The following is an 18,367-nucleotide window of genomic DNA, read 5'->3' as shown; positions in this document are numbered from 1 at the left end:
CGCATGCGGGACATGTGGGTGACGCTCGGTCAAGTAGTTCGAGTAGCGCCATCCACCCGTTCGAGACCTACCGGACAGGCTCTGACCTCAGGAAACGGCCGGTTGGCCACGCTGTGGAGCAACCGCCTTCTCCTTACGCTGAGTTGTAGGGGCGCCCGCTCCGTGAACGACTCTCGAAGCTGAGGAGCATGACTTGAGCGACCTCCTATTGCTCGCGGGCGGTTCCGTGACGATGACCCACCACGTCACCGGAACCTACTTCATGTGCAACGGCTGGCACGACGGCGTCGGCAACCACACCCAGACCTGGGCCCAAGACCCCTTCGCCAAGGACAACAGCTCCCACCGCTGGTTCCTGCGGCAGAACGCCGGCGGCACCGTGCGCATCGAGTCCTACGCCAACCACCGCTGCCTCACCGCAGGGGCCAACCCGCCCGACATCGTGACCCTGCGGGAAAGCACGGACAGCCTCAACCAGCACTGGCGGCTGGTCTCGCACGCAGAGCACGGCAACGACTTCTACCTGGTCTCGGTCGTGCACCCCCGCTACGCCCTGGCCATCGCCGACCACCTCCAGGGCAACGACCGGCTGGTGGGCCTGACCCGCATGTGGGGCGGACCCAACCTGTCCCAGTTGTGGCGGATCTACCCCTCGTCCGAAGACCAGAGCTGACTCCGAACGAGCACGAACGCCGGTACCGCGGGAGCTTCACCTGAAGCATGCCGGTCCATCAGCGGGTGGCCGCCGAGCGTCAGCCGGGACGGTGATGCGACGCGGTCACCCGCAGCCGACGTCTTCGGGAATCCTCCGCGGTCCTTTCAGGACCCCGATCAGCCGCGTCCCTTCCACATCGCCAAGGAAGAGGAGAAGCAGTTGCGCCCTGGCGCCAATGTGACGAAGGTGCGCCTGGTGCACGCCTCGGTGCGGCAACTGCACAAGAAGAGCGGAGTGTGGGACTACGACACCTACGGTGAGCCGGTCTCTCAGAAGTACACCGCCGGTACCATCTGCGTCTTCAGCGTCCAGGTCCTGGAGACGATGAGGAACCTCGGCATCACGGTGTCGAACGACGACGCTCACGGGTTCATGTGCGCCTGGCACTACGTCAACCACTACCTCGGTCAAGTACGCGGACATGATGGCGCGGCTGCGAACACCCCTCGTCCTGCCGTGTCCGCCCCATCGGCCGCCCTCACTCAGAGGGTCGGCGAGCAGGGCGGGGAGGTCGTCCTGCTCGCCGACCCTCGCGACCCCGTCAGATCTTGGGAAGCCGTACGGCGGGGCACCGATGGAGGATCTTCCACGCCCTGGACGACGTGCTCGGCCTGAATCTGCCCTGCAGGCGGTCCGGGAGGAGACGGTGGGGGCACCCGGGGGCACGTTAGGCTGCGGTTCTACGGCGGCTGGGGGCATGGCATGCGGCAGCGGGGGACACGGGTGGTCGCGCTCGGCGCGGCCCTGGTGGTGCTCGCCGGCTGCGGCTCCAAGATCGCCGAGACCGATGAGGAGGCGACAGACACGGCCACGGCCGCCTGGACCCTCGCCGCTCCGATTCGCGTCGACGGCGTCCGTACCGCCGACGGCGGCCGGTCTTTGGTGGTCGACGCCGAAGTGCCCGACGGGACACGCGACTGCGTGCGCAGCCTGCGCGGTGAGCTCGACACCGTCGAGCACGGCACCGTATACGTGAAAGTCACGTACGAGACCCGTTCCCTGGACCAGGACTCCGGCTGTACCGGCACGCGGCGGGTCAAAGCGACGGTGAAGCTGGGCGAGCCCCTGGGCTCCCGCAGGGTCATGGTGAACACCATGGACGTGTACACCCCCGTCGGTGCCACACCACCCACCCTGCGGCAGTGCGGTGAGAACGGCTGCGACCCCACGCCGCCGCGCTGCACCTCGTCCTCGTACCGGCAGGCGGTCAACGACACGGACATCCCCAAGCACACGAGCTGGGAGGAACGCGGCTGCGACGACACCTGGCTGGTGCTGGACCTGTCGACCCGGATGGGACCGGCGTGCGGTGACGCCGGCGACGGATGCTCCTCCTCTGGTCTCTCCCAGCGCTGGTTCTACCGGGCCGAGTCCTCGGGCTGGCGGCCGGTCGCCACGAACGGAGATGCGGGGTGCGCCGGGATCCACAAAACCCTGCCGGAATTGCCCGAGCACCTCTGCGCGTCGCTGCCGCCGCTCGTCCGCGGCTGATGTCCCGGGCGTGCGGCTGCTTGGTTACTGGAGCGGGTACATTCTGCGGAGTAGTTCGAATCCGGCCCGCCCGTAGAGAGGCCTTCTGATCTTCTTGATGCGGTTCACAGCGCCTTCGGTGCCACCGGAACTCCGGTGCAGGGTGAGGCCGGCGGGTTCGGGACAGCGGGACAGGACGTTCCTCAGCGCGGCGCGCTCGTCCTCGCCCAGGGTCGCGGGGTGGCCGGTGAGCCAGCCGGTGACCCGCCGTACTGTCGGCGGCGGCGCCTGAGGTGGGGTCGCACGCAGGACGGCGATACGGTTCATGACAGGACCGGACACATACCTGACGGAGCGTCACTCCTGCCCGTCAGACGGCCGGGCGCACGCGGTCTCACGCGACACGAAGCCTCACAACGGAACAGCCCGGTCACCCTGCGCAATCGCTCCCCGAGATCTCTGTCGGCACCGAGAACTGACAACGGCGGAAAGGAACGGCCCCTCGGCGCCCGTCCGGCGTTCAGTCGGCGTCGGAGCTGCCGCAGTCCCGGACCGACTGCAAGTACCCAGCCACCGCGTCCCGGTTGCGGGTCAGGCACTCGATGCGCTGGTTCATCTGCTCCAGCTGCGTTTCCAGAGTTGCGATCATCTCCGGGGTGGCGTCGGGGAAGTAGATCACTCGTGGCTTGTCCAGGCACGGCAGGATCTGCTTGATGATCCGGGTCGGCAGGTCGTCGGGTCGACCTACAACGGCCCGGCAGGTCTGAGCAGGCCACGTCGGCGTGCCACGCGGTGCGGCTCGCCAGGCCGGAGTTCGCGGCGCCGACCGACGGTGGCTGGCACACGACCACGTGCAGTTGTCAACGCCTGCCCGCTGCAGGAGAGTTGAGCCGCCGATGAACGACGAGTCCCTGGCCGACGCCCAGCGCGAGTTGCTGCCGAAGCACAGAGCCGTGATGGAGGCCGAGAGCGGCGAGCAGCGCCGGGAGCTGCGACGGACCGCCGAGCGCCAGGCTGTAGGCGAGGTTGGCGGAGGTGGTGATGCCGCCGCCGGAGGGCTGCAGGCTCTCGCGAGGCTGGACGTTGATCACGGGCAGGCGGCCACGCCGGGAACAGCCGCCCGGTCCGCACGGTTGCATCGACCGAGGGACCGGCGCCGCACGGGCGAGGAGCAGGGAGATCAACAGGCCGTCGGCCCTACCAGGATCCGGGCCCAGGCGCGCGGTACGCCCGCCGCGCACTCGGACCAGGACGTATTTCAGTAGGAGGACGTTTCATGACGGACCGGCCCTTGACGCTCATGGCAGTGCACGCCCACCCCGATGATGAGGCCACCGGAACCGGAGGGGTCCTCGCGCAGTACGCGGCGGAAGGCGTCCGCACAGTTCTGGTGACGTGTACCGACGGCGGTTGCGGTGACGGACCGGGGGGTGTCAAGCCGGGTGATCCCGGTCATGATCCGGCAGCGGTCGCCTTGATGCGCCGTCAAGAGCTCGAGGCGAGCTGTGACGTCCTGAAGATCAGCGATCTGGAAATGCTGGACTATGCCGACTCCGGGATGGCGGGCTGGCCGAGCAACGAAGCCCCCGGATCCTTCTGGCAGACCCCTGTGAAGGAAGGCGCGGCCCGGCTCGCGGAACTCATGCGGCACTACCGACCAGATGTGGTCGTCACCTACGACGAGAACGGCTTCTACGGCCACCCCGACCACATCCAGGCCCACCGCATCACGATGGCGGCGCTGGAGATGACCACGCTGACACCGAAGGTGTACTGGACCACGATGCCCCGCTCGATGATGCAGCGGTTCGGCGAGATCATGCGCGAGTTTCATCCGGACATGCCGGAGCCGGATCCTGCCGAGGCCGCCGCGATGGCCGAGATCGGCCTCCCCGACGATGAGATCACCACGTGGGTGGACACCACCGCGGTCAGCGACCAGAAGTTCGACGCGCTGGCCGCGCACGCCAGTCAGGGCGAGAACATCTTCTTCCTCAAGATGGGCAAGGAGAGGTTCGGCGAATTGATGGGCATGGAGACCTTCGTACGTGTCCAGGACGCCACGGGCGCGGCCCTACCCGAAAACGATCTCTTCGCCGGACTGCGCTGATCCGCCCGCCCGCAGCCCGCCCGACCGCGTCCGGGAAAGCTCACAGCCGCACAGCGTGATCGAGCGCATCACACACCCAGAGGCATGTCCACGAGAGTCCTGCTCCGGCAGTCCCTGACCAGGCACTCGCCGACGGCGTCGACACGTGCCGGCACTGCCACCCGGCACTGCGCTCGTGCCCGAACCGCCAGGCAACCACAATCGCCGGCAGCTCGACAGTGCGCGGTGGAGTGCGTCGCCTTCGGCCCCGGTTCAGAAGGCGGGTGCCGACTGCTCGGCCGGTCCGCTCTGTCGGCGCGCCGCTAGCACGGCGTCCCGGAGCCGTTCCTGAGCCATCGACAGGCATGCGTACACCGCTCCCTGTGCCGTCGACAGACCGATCAGATGCTGCACCAACCTGATCTCGGGAACGGCCGGCAGGCTCCGGTCGAGCCGGCCGCGCACCTCGGGAAGCACTTCGTCGACGAGCGGGCGCAGACGGCCCACGAAGTAGACGGACTCCGGGTCCAGCGTCACGGCGACGACGCTGACAGCGGTCACGATGGCCGTGGTGAACGCTTCGAGCACTTCGCCACGCGCGGCGCCGGGGTGCGGCTCCATCCAGAGGTCCTCGACGCGCTCGATGTCGAGTCCTCGCTGACGTGCGAACCGGAGCAGCCCCCTGGTGCTCAGCAGCTCGTCGAGGACCTCGGTCCCGGTCCCGGAGGACAGCACACCGATGTCGCCGAAAGCCGGTGTATTCCCGCGGGCGAGCTCGTGATCCGTGCAGCTGGCGAAGTTCAGTATCGTGCTGACGCTGAAGAGCGCGGCGTTCCGGATACTGGCGTCATCGGTGAGGATCCCGAGCAGGGCCGCGTTGGCGTCGCTGTCGAGGAGTACCGGGGCGTCGACCAGTTCCTCGACGGCACGGTGGAGACCGGAGCCCTCGAAGATCTTCATCGACTCCGCAGGGCCGAAGATCTCGGTGCCGCCGCGGACCCGGCCGGGAACTGCGGCGACGATCTGACGCAGCGGACCCCGCGCGGATTCGGCCGCCTGTCCGATCAGATCGACCAGCCATCGTGCGGCGTCCTCGACCTCCTGGTGTTCGGCGGTGGCAACCGCCAGGTGGTGCACCACCCGGCCCCGGAGGTCGGTCACCAGCACACCGGTGGTCTGCGCACCGAAGCTGATGCCGGCGACATGCCCGGTCGTGCCCGGCAAGTCCAGGTAGGTGGACCTGCGGCCACGGCCGGTGACCTCGTCCATTCCGCCGTCGACGACGAAGCCGTCGGCCCGGAGCTCCTCCACCGCTCTGGACACCGTGGCCTTGCTCAGGCCCGTGAGCTCGATCAGCTGGTTCCGGGTCAGGGGCGCGTGGGAGAGGACCACGTCGAGGACCGATGCCTTGTTGTAGTCGCGGGGAGTGGGGTGAGAGGTCACGTGATGACCATAGCGAGCCCGGTACGCCGCTCCCGCCGGGACCGGCCTGCGCGTGATGATCATGGGCGTCGGCGGAGTGACGCGAGGCTGCTCGCGCCCGCCTGCCGTCGTCGCCCGGGTGCGCTGGAGGGGGCCCTCAGGGCCCTCTCCCTCGTCCTCCGCTGTGACGGACGGTTCTCGGCTCATCTGCATGCACTCCGAAGGGTCCCCCGGCACTCCCAGCGGCATCGCCGCACCGCGGCGCAGGCCAGGAGACTGGGGGTCGATGACCAGGTGGCTGTCGCAGCGAGCATCCATCAGACGGTGGACCCCTGTGCGGTCAGCCGCCGCGACGCAGGGACATCGCAGGGCTGATCGCCCCATCACCAGGGCGACTTGACCGCATGCCGGCGACGTTACCACTCACCACGGAGGCCGTCCGGCGGGGCTCGAGTCCTGACCCGCGGGCGCAGCCCCGTGGAGCCGACCGGTTCCAGCCGCTCCTCGTCCTCACCGATGTCAGTACCGGAAGCCGCCGAGCGGAGACTGAGCTCTTCGACCCTGCCGCCGTGGCTTCGGCTTCGATGACGGCCACGTGCGTACCGCGGCTGTGCCGTGCGGATCAGCCCAGAATCTTTTTAGTCTCAGGTTGGAACTGGAACAAATGATGGTATGGTCGCAGCCACAGCAGCGAGCAACCTCGACCAGAACGAGACTGAAGGTGTGCCTGCGGATGACTTCCACACTCAGCAGGGCCATCGCCCACTACCCCAACCGGTTCGACCCGGGCGCGGTGAGCGAACTCCCCGAACACATCCAAGAGACCATCCACCGCCGCGAGCGGGTGCTGGGCCCCGGCTACACGCTCATCTACAAGGAGCCGGTCGAGTTCGTTGCCGGTCACGGCGCCCACCTGATCGACCGTGACGGCAACGACTATCTCGACGCCTACAACAACGTCCCGTGCGTCGGGCACGCCCACCCCCACGTGGCCGAGGCCGTGGCCCGGCAGATGACCGCGGTCAACACCAACACGCGCTACGTCCAGGAAGCGCTGGTCGACTACGCGGAGCGGCTTCTCGCGACCTTCCCCGAGGAACTGTCGAAGCTGAGCATCGCGTGCAGCGGTTCGGAGGCGAACGACCTGGCCATGCGCGTGGCGAGGTTCCACACGGGCGGCGAGGGCATCATCGTCACCCGCTGGGCTTACCACGGCATCACCCGTGAGGTGGCGAGCTTCTCGCCCACTCTGGGTGCGGGCTCACCGCTGGGCCCGAACGTCCGGCTCATCGACGCCCCGGACCCGCGCCTCGCCGCCCCCGGTTCCACGCTCGACGAGCACATGCGGCAGCAGGTGCGTGGCGCGATCGACGACCTCGAGCGCCACGGCTACCGGCTCGCCGCGCTGATCACCGACTGCGCCTACAGCAGTGACGGTATCTTCACCGACCCTCCCGGCTACATGCAGGCCGTGGTGGAGGAGGTGCACGCGGCCGGCGGTGTCTACATCGCGGACGAGGTCCAGTCGGGATTCGCCCGGCTGGGGGACTCGATGTGGGGCTTCAGCCGCCACGGCGTGCTGCCGGACATCGTCACCATGGGCAAGCCGATGGGCAACGGCCTGCCGATCTCGGGTGTGGTCTTCCGCCCCGAGGTCTGCGAGGAGTTCGGTCGCAACGTCCGCTACTTCAACACCTTCGGTGGCAGCTCCATCCCCGTGGCCGCCGGCGCCGCGGTGCTGGACGTCATCGAGAAGGAGAACGTGCAGCAGCGTGTCCTGGAGAGCGGCAACGCTCTGCGCGCGGGGCTGCGGGAGATCACCAAGGACTCCCCCTACGTCGCCGAAGTCCGCGGTGCCGGTCTCTTCGTCGGCGTGGAGCTCGTCAAGGACCGGGAGACCCTCGAGCCCGACCGCGCACTGGCCGAAGACGTCATCAACGACATGCGCGATCGCCGCATCCTGATCAACGGTACGGGCACGTCGGCGAACACACTGAAGATCCGCCCCCCGCTGGCCTTCGACTCCGCCGATGTGACCCGCTTTCTGGAGACCTTCGCCGCGGTCGCGAAGAACCGTCTGTAGCAGGCTGGCCGAAGGGACTGACCGTGAACACCTCACCGGCTCCGACCTATGCTCAACGGCTTCTCCAAGAGAGCGGCCTGACGTCGTCCCATCAGCCCATCGACGTGATGCTGGTGAGCATCTTCCTTGAGAGGCACTACCGCCTCAGCGGGCGCTTCCAACGGCTGGCGACCGAGAAGGACGACACGTTCAAACTCAGCACCGAGTCGAGCACCTGTCTCGTCAAGGTCTCGCCCCCGGAAGAGGCGGAGGCGGTCGTCGCTCTCCAGACCGCCGCGATGCGCTACCTCGAAAGCACGGCTCCGCACCTGCCCGTCCAGCGGGTGAAGCTGACCGCCGACGGGAACGACCATGTGACCTTGAGGCTGAACGACGGCAAGACGCGGGTCCTGCGGGTGTTCGACTTCGTCGAAGGCCAGGCCCTGGCCGATGTGGACCCGGGCGCGGAGCGGCTGGCCAGGGCGGGTGAGATGCTCGGGCTGATCGACGTGGCGCTCAGGGAGTTCACCCACCCGGCGGACCGACGGGGTCTGGCGTGGGACATCCGGCACTTCCACCAGCTGACCGAACTGGTCGAACACACGCCTGACCTCGAGCACCGCAGGTCAGCCCGATCGGTCTTCCGGCTCTTCGGTGAGAACGTCGTCCCGAGGTTGAGCGACCTTGAGACACAAGTGATCCACGGCGACTTCAGCCCCTACAACATCGTGGTGGACCCGACGAGTGATCACTTCGTCACCGGGGTCATCGACTTCGGTGACACCGTGCGCAGCGCGGTGATCTTCGACCCCGCCGTTCCCATGGCGAACCTGCTCGGCAGGACGCCGGATGATCCTTGGCGAGACGCCTGTTCCTTCGTCGCGGGCTACCAACGGCAGCGGCCGATCCGGGCCTGCGAACTTCCCCTGCTCCCGGTTGCCGCATTGGCCCGACTCACCCTGCGCGCGCTGATCACGAACTGGCGTGCCGAGCGGGCGCCCGAACGGCGCGAGTACCTCCTGGAGCACGCCAGGGACGACTGGATCAACGTCGAGCGCTCCTTGGCCGTGAGCCTGGACGACGTCGTCGCGCACCTACGGCAAGCCCGTCACGGGCTTTCCTGACCATTCAATCCCGTACCTCTGCGATTCCCCTATCGAAGGGCAGGAGCTTTTGTCATGGCGATTCCCTCGTTCCAGTTCCGTCCGAAGTACGTCTCGTTCGACTGCTACGGCACGCTGATCGAGTACCCGATCACCCCCATCACGTACGAGCTCGTCGGCGACCAGATCCCCGCCGAGCAGTGGGACCAGTTCGTGCGGGAGTTCCGCGGCTACCGCTACGACCAGGTGCGCGGCGCGTACTACCCCTACGAGCAGGTGCTGCAGGACTCCTTCGAGCGGGTCTGCCGCAAGTGGGGTGTGACGGCGGCGCCGGACGCCGGCAAGCGGTTCGCCGCAGGCGTCCGCAGCTGGGGACCCCACCCGGACGTGGTGGAGCCGCTGAAGAAGATGGCCGAGCACTACAAGCTGGTGATCCTCTCCAATGCCGACGACTCCTTCCTCGCGGAGAGCGTGCCCAAGCTCGGGGCGGACTTCCACGCGGTCCTGACCGCGGAGCAGGCCGGCTACTACAAGCCCCGCTACGCCGCCTTCGAGTACATGCTCGAGAAGCTGGACGCGTCCCCCGAGGACTTCGTGCACGTCGCGTCGCACACCCGTTACGACCACCAGTCGATGCATGACATGGGCTTCCGCAACCTGGTCCTGCTGGACCGCGGCTACGACCCGGTGACCCACGGATACGACTACGTGACCGTGAAATCCCTGGACGACCTCAACACCATGCTCGGCATCTGACCGAAGGCAACAACGTGCCGCACGGCGGACATCCCGTTTCCCTGCGGGTTCTGTCCACCGTTCGGTACGGCGTCGGTCTCGCCGCCGACCTGTTCACCCAGAACCCCGACCGCGCCCTGCAGTCGCCGAACGTCCAGGCGTCAGGGTGCCGGTCCGGTCGTGCCAGTCAGTTCATGCGAGGTCGAAGGCGCGACGGGCGCGTTCCACCTCGGGCATGTGTGTCGCGGCCCACTCCAGGAGTACCTCGATCGGCTGCCGCATGGTCTTGCCCAGGGGCGTGATCCGGTACTCGACGGCGACGGGGCGGGAACTGAGGAGCACGCGCTCCACGATTCCGTTGCGTTCGAGTCGGCGCAGCGTGGCGGTGAGCGACTTCTGGGTCACCGCGGGGATCGCACGGCGCAGGTCGTTGAAGCGACAGGGCCGTTCGCACAGTTCGTTGAGGACGCTCAGCGACCACTTGTCGAGCACTTGGTCGAGGAACTCCCGGTGAGGCTGCTCGATCCTGAGCTCGCCGTCGTGGCTGTGCGTGGTAACCGGCACGATACCTGGTCTCCTTGAAGTGTCCTTCGTCTACCAGGTAGCAAAGGTATACCGCCTTTGGTCGAAGTGAGGAGATCTCCATGTCCGTCCGTCGTTTCACGCCTGAAGGCATGATGCGGCCCACCCCGTACGAGCATGTGGCCGTGGGCACCGGAACGCGTCACGTGCATGTCAGCGGCCAGGTCGCCCGCTCGGCGGACGGGTCTCCCGTCGCCCCGGGAGACCTCGCCGGCCAGGTCGCCCACGCGTTGCGGAACACCGGGAAGGGCCTCGCGGGGGCGGGTGCGTCGTTCGACGACGTCCTGAGGCTCACGTTCTACGTCACGGAATGGGCCCCCGAGAAGATCGGCGCGTTCATGGCAGGGGTCGGGCAGGTGGCGGAGGAGATCGGGCTGACGGTGCCGCTTCCGCCCTCCTCGCTGATCGGGGTCGACTACCTCTTCGAGCCCGACGTCCTGGTCGAGGTGGAGGCGACCGCGATCCTCGATTGAGTCGGTCTCCGGCGCCGACACGGGTCACCTTCTCTCTGCAACCCGCGTCGGCGCCGCCTCGTCTCTCCGCAGGCTCTCACGGCATGGCGACGGGCGGTCCTCTCCGGCCAGGAGGAGCCCGGACTGCGGGCGCAAGCCGACGGGACTCGCCTCGACGGCTCAGGCTCAGGCACTCCTCGTCAGCGACCGGGTGCTCACCGACAACGGCTCCCGTTGCCGCTCACGCGACTGGCGTGACGAGCTGGCCCGGGCCGGCATCACGCACAAGCGCACCCGCCCTGTCGGCGGCAAACCAACGGCAAGGTTCGAGCGGTTCCATCGGACGTTGCCGGATGGGTGGGCCTGCGCCCGCGGTACCGCTCAGAGCGGGAACGACGCGACGCCTTCCCCGGCCGGCTGCACACCCACAATCACCACCTCGGAAATCACCGCCCTGAGAGGCGCCCACCCGCTTGCAGCGTCCCCAATCCCACGGGTCAGTACGGCTAACCGGCGCTCAGCGCCCCCGGGGGCCGGTCCTGTGCCTGTTCCAGCCGGAGCGGTAGCCGTGCGGCGAGGTGGTCGAGGAGTGCGCTGACCCGCCGCGGGACATGCCCGCTCTCCTCCAGCAGGGCATAGATGTCGGCGGCCGGTGTCGGCAGGTGCGGCAGGACCCTGACCAGCTCGCCTCGCTCCAGATGCGGTCTGACGTGCCACTCGGAGCGCATGATCACACCACGGCCCTCCAGCGCCCAGCCGGTGACCACGTCACCGTCGTTGCTGGACAGGCTTCCCTGCACCCGCACATGCCGGGGACCGTCCGCGTCCTCGAAGCGCCAGAGCGCGAAATCGCTCTCGTTCTCCCGCAGCACTATGCAGTCGTGGTGCGCCAGATCCTCGATGCCCGCCGGGGTGCCGTGCCTGGCGAGATAGGACGGTGACGCGCAGGGCACCCGCCGGTTCCTGGCCAGACGCCGCATGCGCAGTGAGGAATCGGGCGGCATGCCGACGTGGACGGCCACGTCGAACTCACGCTGGTGGGGCCGCAGCGGAAGCGCGGACGTCTGCATCCGGACGTGCAGTTCGGGATGGGCCGCGGCGAACTCGCCGAGCAGCGGCGCGATGTGCGCACGGCCGAGGCCCAGGGTGGCTTCGACGACCAGCGACCCGCGCAGCCCCCCGGCCGTGTCGGTGATGGTGTCCTCCAGTTCGCGTACCTGGTCGAGGATCGCCTCGACGCGCGCCGCGTACAGCTCGCCTTCCGATGTCAGCACGAGCCGGCGGGCGCCGCGCTGCACGAGCCGGACGTCCAGGCGGTGCTCCAGTGCGCTGAGGCGCTTGCTGACGACGGGCAGCGAGCAACCGAGTTCACGCGACGCGGCCGTCAGCGTCTCGCTCGACGCGACCACGTGGAAGAACCGCAAGTCATCCACGACTGAACGGCTCTTGGGCCAGGGGCGACCAGAACGCCGAGAGCTTTCCATGGGGGAAAACGTACCTTGCCGATTACGGGCTTGTAACGGCTGTCGCCGCTGGCCAAGGTAGGACCCAGTCGCGCTGTGGCCGGGACGCCTCCGCAGGCAGTGCCCGCCACTTCACTTGCGCATCGATCACATGGACGGGGAGTGATGTCGTGCCGCAGACCTATCGCATCGCGGCGATTCCGGGTGACGGAATCGGCCGCGAGGTCGTCCCGGAGGGCCTGCGGTGCCTGCGGGCCGCTGCCGAGGCGCACGGCTTCGAACTAGACGTCGCCGACTTCGAGTTCGCCAGTGCCGAATACTGGCAGAAGCACGGCACGATGCTGCCCGAGAACTGGCGGGACGTACTCGGTGCGTTCGACGCGATCTTCTTCGGCGCGGTCGGATGGCCGGAGGTGGTCCCGGACCATGTGTCGCTGTGGGGCAGCCTGCTCCGGCTGCGGCGGGGCTTCGACCAGTACGTCAACCTGCGTCCCGTCCGGCTGTTGCGCGGCGTCCGCAGTCCGCTGCGTGACCACCGGCCGGGCGACATCGACTTCTACGTCGTGCGGGAGAACACCGAAGGCGAGTACTCCGGCATCGGCGGCCGGATCTTCGAGGGCACCGACCGCGAGACGGTGGTCCAGGAAACGGTCATGACACGGACCGGCGTCGACCGCGTGCTGCGCTATGCCTTCGAACTCGCCTCGTCCCGCCCGGGCAAGCACCTGACCTGGGCGACGAAGAGCAACGGGATCTCGATCTCCATGCCCTTCTGGGACGAGCGCGCCACCGAGATGGCCGCCCGATACCCGGACGTGACCGCCGACAAGGACCACATCGACATCCTGGCCGCGAAGTTCGTCCTCCAGCCCGACCGGTACGACGTGGTCGTCGCCAGCAACCTGTTCGGTGACATCCTCTCGGACCTGGGCCCGGCCTGTACCGGAACGATCGGCATCGCCCCCAGCGCCAACATCAACCCCGACCGCTCCTTCCCCAGCCTCTTCGAACCGGTGCACGGGTCGGCGCCGGACATCGCCGGTCTCGGTGTCGCCAACCCCGTCGGTCAGATCTGGAGCGGCGCCATGATGCTCACCCACCTCGGCGAGCAGCAGGCGGCCGCGCACGTCGTGGCGGCGATCGAGAACGTCCTGGACGAGCAGCCCGATGTGGTCACCCCCGACCTCGGGGGCCCGGGGACGACGGTGGGACTGGGGAAGGCCATCGCGGCCCGGATCGCGGCGGGGTCGCGCGCCGGCCAGGGCGGGGGAGGGGCGGCCGGGGATCCGGCCGGTCGCGCGGCCCAAGGAGGGCTCCCGGCGTTATGACCGGATCTGTCTCGGGCCCGGTCGGCGTCGAGGTGCGCCGGGACCGGCTCGCCGCCACCGACGCGGCGGCCGCAACGATGCGGCGTACGGCGTTCCCCACGATCACCCGGGAGCCGAACGGCTGCACGGTCGTCCTGATGGACCGCGCGGGCCGCACGATGTCCGGGTCGCGGGCCGGCCTCCCCGCCTTCGCCGCCCTGATGAGTTCACTGACCGAGCCGGTCCTCGAACGGCTCCCGGCGCACGACCTGCAGGACGGCGACACTGGCATCGCAAACGATCCGTGGATCGTCGTCATCAGGAACGACCCGTGGATCGCCACCGGGCACCTGTCCGACATCGCCATGATCTCCCCGGTCTTCCACCGCGGACGTCTCGTCGCGTTCGCGGGCACCGTGGCGCACTCACCGGACATCGGCGGCACGCCCTCGACGAACGCCACCGAGCTGCCCTGCGAGGGCATCCTGATTCCTTCCCCGCGGCTGTTCCTGGCCGGGCGGGTCGAGCAGGTGGTCACGGACCTGCTGTGGGTGAACGTGCGACGGGCGGACCAGGTCTGGGCTGACCTGGAGGCGCAGGCCGCGGCGCACGCCGTGTGCCGCCGACGCGCCCAGGAATGCCCCACCGACTTCCGTGAGCCGGACTTCGAAGCGTTCGCGCCCCAGGTCCACGCGGTGACCGACGCCGCCATGAGAGGGGGCGTCCGAGACCTGCCCGACGGTGTCCACCGCGCAGCCCCGGACGCGGACGGCGCCGACGACCACCCCACGCGCACTATCCGGCGGCTGCCCAGCATGGTGGCGGAGGGAGGACCCGTATGACGACGGTGTCAGCAGGCCAGCGGACACGTACCCGGCGCATCACGTTGCTGGTCGCACTCGCGGTCTTCGCGCAGGAGTCGACCTGGAACTTCTACGAATCCCAGGTTCCGCCGCTCCTGCGGGAGCACCTCACCAGCGCGGCCGTCGTGGGTCTGCTGATGGGCATGGACAACCTGCTCGGCATCTTCATCCAGCCGTGGATCGGCAACAGGTCCGACAGGACCAGGACCTCCTGGGGTCGGCGGATGCCCTACCTGGTGGTCGGGATGCCGACCGCCGCCGCGCTGTTCATCCTCATCCCTCACAGCGCGGGGTCCTTGCCGCTCCTGATCGCGGTGCTGTTCTCGTACGCGCTCGTCGCCAACACCTTCAAGCCGATCGCCGAGGCGCTCGTACCGGACTTCATCGCACCCGAGCGACGGAGCCGGGCCAACGCCGTGGTCAAGATCGCTTCGAGTGTCACGGCCATCGTCGCCGCGTTCATCAGCATCTTCCTGGTCGACAACCACCTGAGCCTGGCCTTCGCGATCCCCGCGGTCATCATGCTGATCTCGATCGGGGTGCTTGCGGCCACCGTGCGCGACAACCGGTCCCCGGCCTACCAGGCGGCGGTGGCCGAATGCGCGACGGAGGACGATGCCGAGCGCATCGAACCACGGGTCCGGGACACCTTCATCGAGATCCTCAAGGACTCCGACCGCAGCCGGCTCCTGCTGCTCCTCGCGATCCTCCTCTTCGGCAGCGCATGGGCCGCGTCCCGGTCCCTGATCACGCCGTACGGGATGGAAGCGCTGGACATGTCACGAGGAGACGCGGGCGGTCTCACGCTGCCCAGCGGTATCGCCTTCATCCTGGCGGCCTACCCGGCGGCCGTGCTCGCCGAGCGTCACGGACGGCTCCGGGTCATGGCCCTTGGCATGTCGGTCTTCGCCGGCGCCATGGTCCTGGGGACGCTCATCCGGACACCGACGGGGGCCACCGTGGCCCTGTGCCTCGCGGCAGCCGGCGCGGCCTGCTTCCTGGTCAACGCGGTGGTCGTCCTGTGGAACCTGGCACCCTCGGCCCGGGTCTTCGGGACCTACGCCGGGATGTACACCGTCGGCTGGGCCGGCGGCGGCTTCGTGGGCCCGGCGGTGGTCGGCGGGATGGTCGACATCAGCGGCTGGCCCCTGATGCTCATGGACATCGCCATCGTCGCCGCGCTGTCGATCGTCGTCGTAGCCAGGATCGGTGTGCTGCAGCGGCGCGCCGTCCCGACCCTCGCCAAGTAGTCAGCCCCTCCACGCGGCGTGGCGCCCACCCGGTGCCCGGCGCAGCCAGAGACGAGGAAACCGTGCCCCGCATTCTGATCACCACCGACTACCTGCGGCCCGGCGACGAGGTCGATCACCATCTCCGGGCGCACGGCCACACGACGGTACACGTGCCGTTCATCGGACGGCACGGGCCCGAGCAACTCGTCGCCGCCCTCGACGGGATCGACGCCGCGCTCGTCGGCCATGAGCCCCTGACCGCCCAGGTCCTCGGTGAGGCGCCTCGCCTGCGCGCCATCGTGCGAACCGGCGTCGGCTACGACTCGATCGACATCACCGCCGCCGGCCGGCTCGGCATCACGGTGAGCAACCTGCCGGGAATCAACGCGAACGCCGTGGCCGAGTTCACCCTCGGTCTGCTGCTGGCGGCCGCGCGTCGGCTGGTGCAGAGCGCGGCGGGGGTCGCAGCCGGGCGGTGGCCGAGGGCGGACGGTCACGAACTGCGTGGCTCCACGCTCGGCCTGATCGGGTACGGGGCGGCAGCACGCGCCGTGGTACCGCTGGCCCGGGCCTTCGGCATGGAGGTGCTCTGCACGACCGGTGTGCCGAAGGACCAACGGCCGGACGAGCCGGTGCGGTTCGTCGACCTCCCCGAACTGCTGGAGGCCTCCGACTACGTGTCGGTGCACACCGCGTTGACCGACCGCACACGAGGCCTCCTGGACGCCGGCGCCTTCCGGCGGATGAAGTCGACGGCGGTACTGGTCAACACCGCGCGGGGCGCCGTCGTCGACGAACGGGCTCTGGCCGACGCCGTGCGCACCGGCGAGATCGCAGCGGCGGCCCTCGACGTGGTGAGTGAGGAGCCCCTCCCGGCCGACAGCCCGCTGCGGGACGTCGAGGGAATCATCGTCTTCTCCCATCTCGCGGGTCAGACCGCAGAAGCCCGTGCCGCCGCAGGCCTGGAGGGGGCCGCCGAGGTGGTGGCCGCCCTCGAGGGCCGCCCCCGTTTCGTGGTGAACGCCCACCTGCTGCCCCGCACGCCCACCGCCCGGTCCGACGGGTGACACCCGCCCGCCACCAAGAGGAAAGAGGAACATGGAGAACGAAACGGAAAACGAACGGCTCCACCAGGTCAAGGTCCTGGCACCGACCGGCATGCTCGGAGCCGGCTTTCCCGAGGCCACGATCGAGCGAGGCCTGGCGCTCGGCGCCGATGTCATCTCCGTCGACGGGGGCAGCACCGACTCCGGTCCCTACTATCTCGGCGCGTCACAGCCCAAGACCACCCGGGCTGCGGTCGCCCGTGACCTTCGTGTACTGCTGAAGGCCGCGGCCGGCGCCGGAATTCCACTGATCGTGGGCTCGTGCGGCACCAGCGGAACCGATGCCGGTGTCGACTGGGTCACCGGCATCGTCGCCGACATCCTGACGGCCGAGGGACTCCGGCTGCGGGTGGCGCGCATCTACAGCGAGCAGGACACCGGCGCGCTCCTGGAGCGCCTGGCCGAGGGGCGGATCCACGCCCTGCCCCCACGGGGCGAACTGGAGCCGGAAACGCTGCGGAGCTGCACGCACATCGTCGGCGCCATGGGGCACGAGCCGATCGTCGCCGCCCTCGAGGCCGGGGCACAGGTCGTGCTCGCCGGCCGCGCCACGGACACCGCCATCGCCGCCGCCTATCCGCTGATGAAGGGGATGCCCGCCGGGCCGTCCTGGCACGCGGCGAAAATCATCGAGTGCGGTGGGCAGTGCACCAGCGATCCGCGCGCGGGCGGGGTGCTGGCCACGATCGACGCCGACGGCTTCACGATCGAGCCGCTCGACCCGACGGTCGCCTGCACGCCGATCCTGGTCGCCGCCCACATGCTGTACGAGACGGTGAACCCGTTTCAGATGCGGGAGCCGGACGGGACGCTGGACGTCCGTGACGCCCTCTACTCGGCCCTGGACGAGCGCACGGTGCGAGTCGAGGGTTCGCAGTTCCAGGTCGCCGACCAGCACACCATCAAGCTCGAAGGCGCCCGGATCACCGGCTACGAGACCATGTCGTTCAGCGCGATCCGGGACCCGCACATCCTGGCGAACATCGACGACTGGGCCGATCTCATGCGCACGATGATCAAACAGAGGGTGGAGCAGACGATCGGTCTGAGCGAGGACAAGTACGCCTTCGACCTGCGCCTCTACGGGTACAACGCCATCCTCGGGGATCTCGATCCCGCATCGGATCCGCCTCGCGAGGTGGGAGTCATGCTCCTCGTCAACGCACCGGACCAGAGCACCGCCACCGCCGTCGCGAAAATCGCCAATCCCTTGATGCTGCACCTGCCGACGGCCGATATGGACCACCTGCCGAGCCTCGCGTTCGCCACCTCACCGGCGGAGGTCGAGCGCGGCCCGGCGTACGCGTTCGTACTCAACCACGTCGTCGACACCCTCGCCCCCGCCGACATGTTCCGCACCGCGATCGAGGAAGTCCCCCACCATGGCTGAGACCACCCCCACCACTCTGGGAGACCTGGCGTACGAGGTCCGGTCCAAGAACGCCGGACCGTTCTGGGTCACCATGGAGCTGTTCATGCGTGACGCGGACGGCTATCGCATCGCCGCCGACGAGACGTTCCTCAACGAGGGAACCGTCGCCCGGCTCTACGGAATCGACGAGGCCGACGTGCAGATGTTCCGCATCCCCTCGCTGAACGTCGTCAAGATCTCCTTCCCGCGTCCTGTCAGCCAGGCATCCCTGCGAGACCGTGACGTCCACTCCGGTCAGCACCATGTGCCGTTGGCGGTGCTGCCCCTGCCCGCCACCTGACACCGCCCGGACGCGGCACTTCACCGGCTCACCCTCCCCACCCAGCATCCGAAG

The 18,367-nt window shown here is 68.7% G+C and carries 19 protein-coding genes and 2 pseudogenes; 15 read left to right on the top strand and 6 right to left on the bottom strand.

The window, feature by feature from the left end; all coding sequences use genetic code 11:
• Positions 1 to 193: 193 nt before the first annotated feature.
• The 3 genes from ABTX62_RS16690 to ABTX62_RS16680 all read left to right on the top strand — a co-directional run bounded on the left by ABTX62_RS16690 (position 194) and on the right by ABTX62_RS16680 (position 2,206).
• On the top strand, positions 194 to 673 hold the full coding sequence (locus tag ABTX62_RS16690; protein ID WP_352116839.1) for an RICIN domain-containing protein: 480 nt from the start codon (positions 194 to 196) through the stop codon (positions 671 to 673).
• Between the two features lie 201 nt (positions 674 to 874).
• On the top strand, positions 875 to 1,330 hold the full coding sequence (locus ABTX62_RS16685; protein WP_352116838.1) for an oxygenase MpaB family protein: 456 nt from the start codon (positions 875 to 877) through the stop codon (positions 1,328 to 1,330).
• A gap of 87 nt (positions 1,331 to 1,417) precedes the next feature.
• A complete protein-coding gene (locus tag ABTX62_RS16680; RefSeq protein ID WP_352116837.1) occupies positions 1,418 to 2,206 on the top strand; it encodes a hypothetical protein in 789 nt (262 codons plus the stop codon).
• A gap of 24 nt (positions 2,207 to 2,230) precedes the next feature.
• Here the strand turns inward: ABTX62_RS16680 and ABTX62_RS16675 are convergent, their stop codons facing one another.
• The 3 genes and pseudogenes from ABTX62_RS16675 to ABTX62_RS16665 all read right to left on the bottom strand — a co-directional run bounded on the left by ABTX62_RS16675 (position 2,231) and on the right by ABTX62_RS16665 (position 3,276).
• Positions 2,231 to 2,512 (bottom strand): hypothetical protein, encoded by a 282-nt coding sequence (locus ABTX62_RS16675; protein ID WP_352116881.1) that lies wholly within the window; start codon positions 2,510 to 2,512, stop codon positions 2,231 to 2,233.
• 193 nt (positions 2,513 to 2,705) lie between these two features.
• Positions 2,706 to 2,915 (bottom strand): annotated as a pseudogene (locus tag ABTX62_RS16670) (MerR family transcriptional regulator); the annotation flags it as partial.
• A 130-nt stretch (positions 2,916 to 3,045) separates the two neighbouring features.
• Complete coding sequence (locus ABTX62_RS16665) at positions 3,046 to 3,276, bottom strand: hypothetical protein (protein WP_352116836.1); 231 nt, start codon at positions 3,274 to 3,276, stop codon at positions 3,046 to 3,048.
• Between the two features lie 185 nt (positions 3,277 to 3,461).
• On the opposite strand from ABTX62_RS16665, the gene ABTX62_RS16660 reads away from it, so the two are divergent.
• Complete coding sequence (locus ABTX62_RS16660; protein WP_352116835.1) at positions 3,462 to 4,295, top strand: PIG-L family deacetylase; 834 nt, start codon at positions 3,462 to 3,464, stop codon at positions 4,293 to 4,295.
• A 252-nt stretch (positions 4,296 to 4,547) separates the two neighbouring features.
• Here ABTX62_RS16660 and ABTX62_RS16655 read toward each other — a convergent pair whose 3' ends face one another.
• Positions 4,548 to 5,717: an ROK family transcriptional regulator gene (locus ABTX62_RS16655; protein ID WP_352116834.1), complete on the bottom strand. Its 1,170-nt coding sequence runs from the start codon at positions 5,715 to 5,717 to the stop codon at positions 4,548 to 4,550.
• 712 nt (positions 5,718 to 6,429) lie between these two features.
• Between ABTX62_RS16655 and ABTX62_RS16650 the strand changes: the two genes are divergently transcribed.
• The 3 genes from ABTX62_RS16650 (at position 6,430) to ABTX62_RS16640 (ending at position 9,617) form a co-directional block, all read left to right on the top strand.
• Positions 6,430 to 7,779: an aspartate aminotransferase family protein gene (locus tag ABTX62_RS16650; protein WP_352116833.1), complete on the top strand. Its 1,350-nt coding sequence runs from the start codon at positions 6,430 to 6,432 to the stop codon at positions 7,777 to 7,779.
• Between the two features lie 107 nt (positions 7,780 to 7,886).
• Positions 7,887 to 8,882 (top strand): phosphotransferase, encoded by a 996-nt coding sequence (locus ABTX62_RS16645; protein WP_352116877.1) that lies wholly within the window; start codon positions 7,887 to 7,889, stop codon positions 8,880 to 8,882.
• A 54-nt stretch (positions 8,883 to 8,936) separates the two neighbouring features.
• Positions 8,937 to 9,617, top strand: a complete 681-nt coding sequence (locus ABTX62_RS16640; RefSeq protein WP_283972950.1) for a haloacid dehalogenase type II — start codon at positions 8,937 to 8,939, stop codon at positions 9,615 to 9,617.
• Positions 9,618 to 9,788: 171 nt separating this feature from the next.
• Here ABTX62_RS16640 and ABTX62_RS16635 read toward each other — a convergent pair whose 3' ends face one another.
• The gene (locus ABTX62_RS16635) at positions 9,789 to 10,160 is read right to left on the bottom strand and encodes a winged helix-turn-helix transcriptional regulator (RefSeq protein ID WP_352116832.1); all 372 of its coding nucleotides are present in this window, start codon (positions 10,158 to 10,160) and stop codon (positions 9,789 to 9,791) included.
• Between the two features lie 80 nt (positions 10,161 to 10,240).
• Here ABTX62_RS16635 and ABTX62_RS16630 point away from each other — a divergent pair, with 80 nt between their 5' ends.
• Positions 10,241 to 10,651 carry a RidA family protein gene (locus ABTX62_RS16630; protein WP_352116831.1) on the top strand — a complete coding sequence of 137 codons (411 nt, stop codon included), beginning with the start codon at positions 10,241 to 10,243 and terminating at the stop codon, positions 10,649 to 10,651.
• Between the two features lie 184 nt (positions 10,652 to 10,835).
• A pseudogene (locus tag ABTX62_RS16625) lies at positions 10,836 to 11,068 on the top strand (IS481 family transposase); the annotation flags it as partial.
• A 68-nt stretch (positions 11,069 to 11,136) separates the two neighbouring features.
• On the opposite strand, the gene ABTX62_RS16620 reads toward ABTX62_RS16625, so the two are convergent.
• A complete protein-coding gene (locus ABTX62_RS16620; RefSeq protein WP_352116830.1) occupies positions 11,137 to 12,063 on the bottom strand; it encodes a LysR family transcriptional regulator in 927 nt (308 codons plus the stop codon).
• A gap of 200 nt (positions 12,064 to 12,263) precedes the next feature.
• Between ABTX62_RS16620 and ABTX62_RS16615 the strand changes: the two genes are divergently transcribed.
• The 6 genes from ABTX62_RS16615 (at position 12,264) to ABTX62_RS16590 (ending at position 18,313) form a co-directional block, all read left to right on the top strand.
• Positions 12,264 to 13,421: a tartrate dehydrogenase gene (locus ABTX62_RS16615; RefSeq protein WP_352116829.1), complete on the top strand. Its 1,158-nt coding sequence runs from the start codon at positions 12,264 to 12,266 to the stop codon at positions 13,419 to 13,421.
• Positions 13,418 to 14,242, top strand: coding sequence for a hydantoinase B/oxoprolinase family protein (locus ABTX62_RS16610; protein ID WP_352116828.1), 825 nt, complete (start codon positions 13,418 to 13,420; stop codon positions 14,240 to 14,242). The genes ABTX62_RS16615 and ABTX62_RS16610 overlap by 4 nt, the downstream gene beginning before the upstream one ends.
• Positions 14,239 to 15,513, top strand: a complete 1,275-nt coding sequence (locus ABTX62_RS16605; RefSeq protein ID WP_352116827.1) for an MFS transporter — start codon at positions 14,239 to 14,241, stop codon at positions 15,511 to 15,513. The genes ABTX62_RS16610 and ABTX62_RS16605 overlap by 4 nt, the downstream gene beginning before the upstream one ends.
• Positions 15,514 to 15,575: 62 nt before the next feature.
• Positions 15,576 to 16,562, top strand: coding sequence for a phosphoglycerate dehydrogenase (locus ABTX62_RS16600; RefSeq protein ID WP_352116826.1), 987 nt, complete (start codon positions 15,576 to 15,578; stop codon positions 16,560 to 16,562).
• Between the two features lie 31 nt (positions 16,563 to 16,593).
• Positions 16,594 to 17,991: an acyclic terpene utilization AtuA family protein gene (locus ABTX62_RS16595; RefSeq protein ID WP_352116825.1), complete on the top strand. Its 1,398-nt coding sequence runs from the start codon at positions 16,594 to 16,596 to the stop codon at positions 17,989 to 17,991.
• Complete coding sequence (locus tag ABTX62_RS16590) at positions 17,984 to 18,313, top strand: DUF4387 domain-containing protein (protein ID WP_352116824.1); 330 nt, start codon at positions 17,984 to 17,986, stop codon at positions 18,311 to 18,313. The genes ABTX62_RS16595 and ABTX62_RS16590 overlap by 8 nt, the downstream gene beginning before the upstream one ends.
• Positions 18,314 to 18,367: the final 54 nt, after the last annotated feature.

The sequence above is a fragment of the Streptomyces sp. NPDC096046 genome (assembly GCF_040303285.1).
Classification (GTDB): domain Bacteria; phylum Actinomycetota; class Actinomycetes; order Streptomycetales; family Streptomycetaceae; genus Streptomyces.
This window is presented reverse-complemented; position numbering and strand designations above follow the sequence as displayed.

Excerpts from the sequence above, each read along its gene's own strand:
- ABTX62_RS16595 (WP_352116825.1), top strand. The coding sequence starts at position 16,594 with ATGGAGAACGAAACGGAAAACGAACGGCTCCACCAGGTCAAGGTCCTG.
- ABTX62_RS16645 (WP_352116877.1), top strand. The coding sequence starts at position 7,887 with ATGCTGGTGAGCATCTTCCTTGAGAGGCACTACCGCCTCAGCGGGCGC.
- ABTX62_RS16675 (WP_352116881.1), bottom strand. The coding sequence starts at position 2,512 with ATGAACCGTATCGCCGTCCTGCGTGCGACCCCACCTCAGGCGCCGCCG.
- ABTX62_RS16610 (WP_352116828.1), top strand. The coding sequence starts at position 13,418 with ATGACCGGATCTGTCTCGGGCCCGGTCGGCGTCGAGGTGCGCCGGGAC.
- ABTX62_RS16590 (WP_352116824.1), top strand. The coding sequence starts at position 17,984 with ATGGCTGAGACCACCCCCACCACTCTGGGAGACCTGGCGTACGAGGTC.
- ABTX62_RS16605 (WP_352116827.1), top strand. The coding sequence starts at position 14,239 with ATGACGACGGTGTCAGCAGGCCAGCGGACACGTACCCGGCGCATCACG.
- ABTX62_RS16630 (WP_352116831.1), top strand. The coding sequence starts at position 10,241 with ATGTCCGTCCGTCGTTTCACGCCTGAAGGCATGATGCGGCCCACCCCG.
- ABTX62_RS16660 (WP_352116835.1), top strand. The coding sequence starts at position 3,462 with ATGACGGACCGGCCCTTGACGCTCATGGCAGTGCACGCCCACCCCGAT.
- ABTX62_RS16680 (WP_352116837.1), top strand. The coding sequence starts at position 1,418 with ATGCGGCAGCGGGGGACACGGGTGGTCGCGCTCGGCGCGGCCCTGGTG.
- ABTX62_RS16640 (WP_283972950.1), top strand. The coding sequence starts at position 8,937 with ATGGCGATTCCCTCGTTCCAGTTCCGTCCGAAGTACGTCTCGTTCGAC.
- ABTX62_RS16650 (WP_352116833.1), top strand. The coding sequence starts at position 6,430 with ATGACTTCCACACTCAGCAGGGCCATCGCCCACTACCCCAACCGGTTC.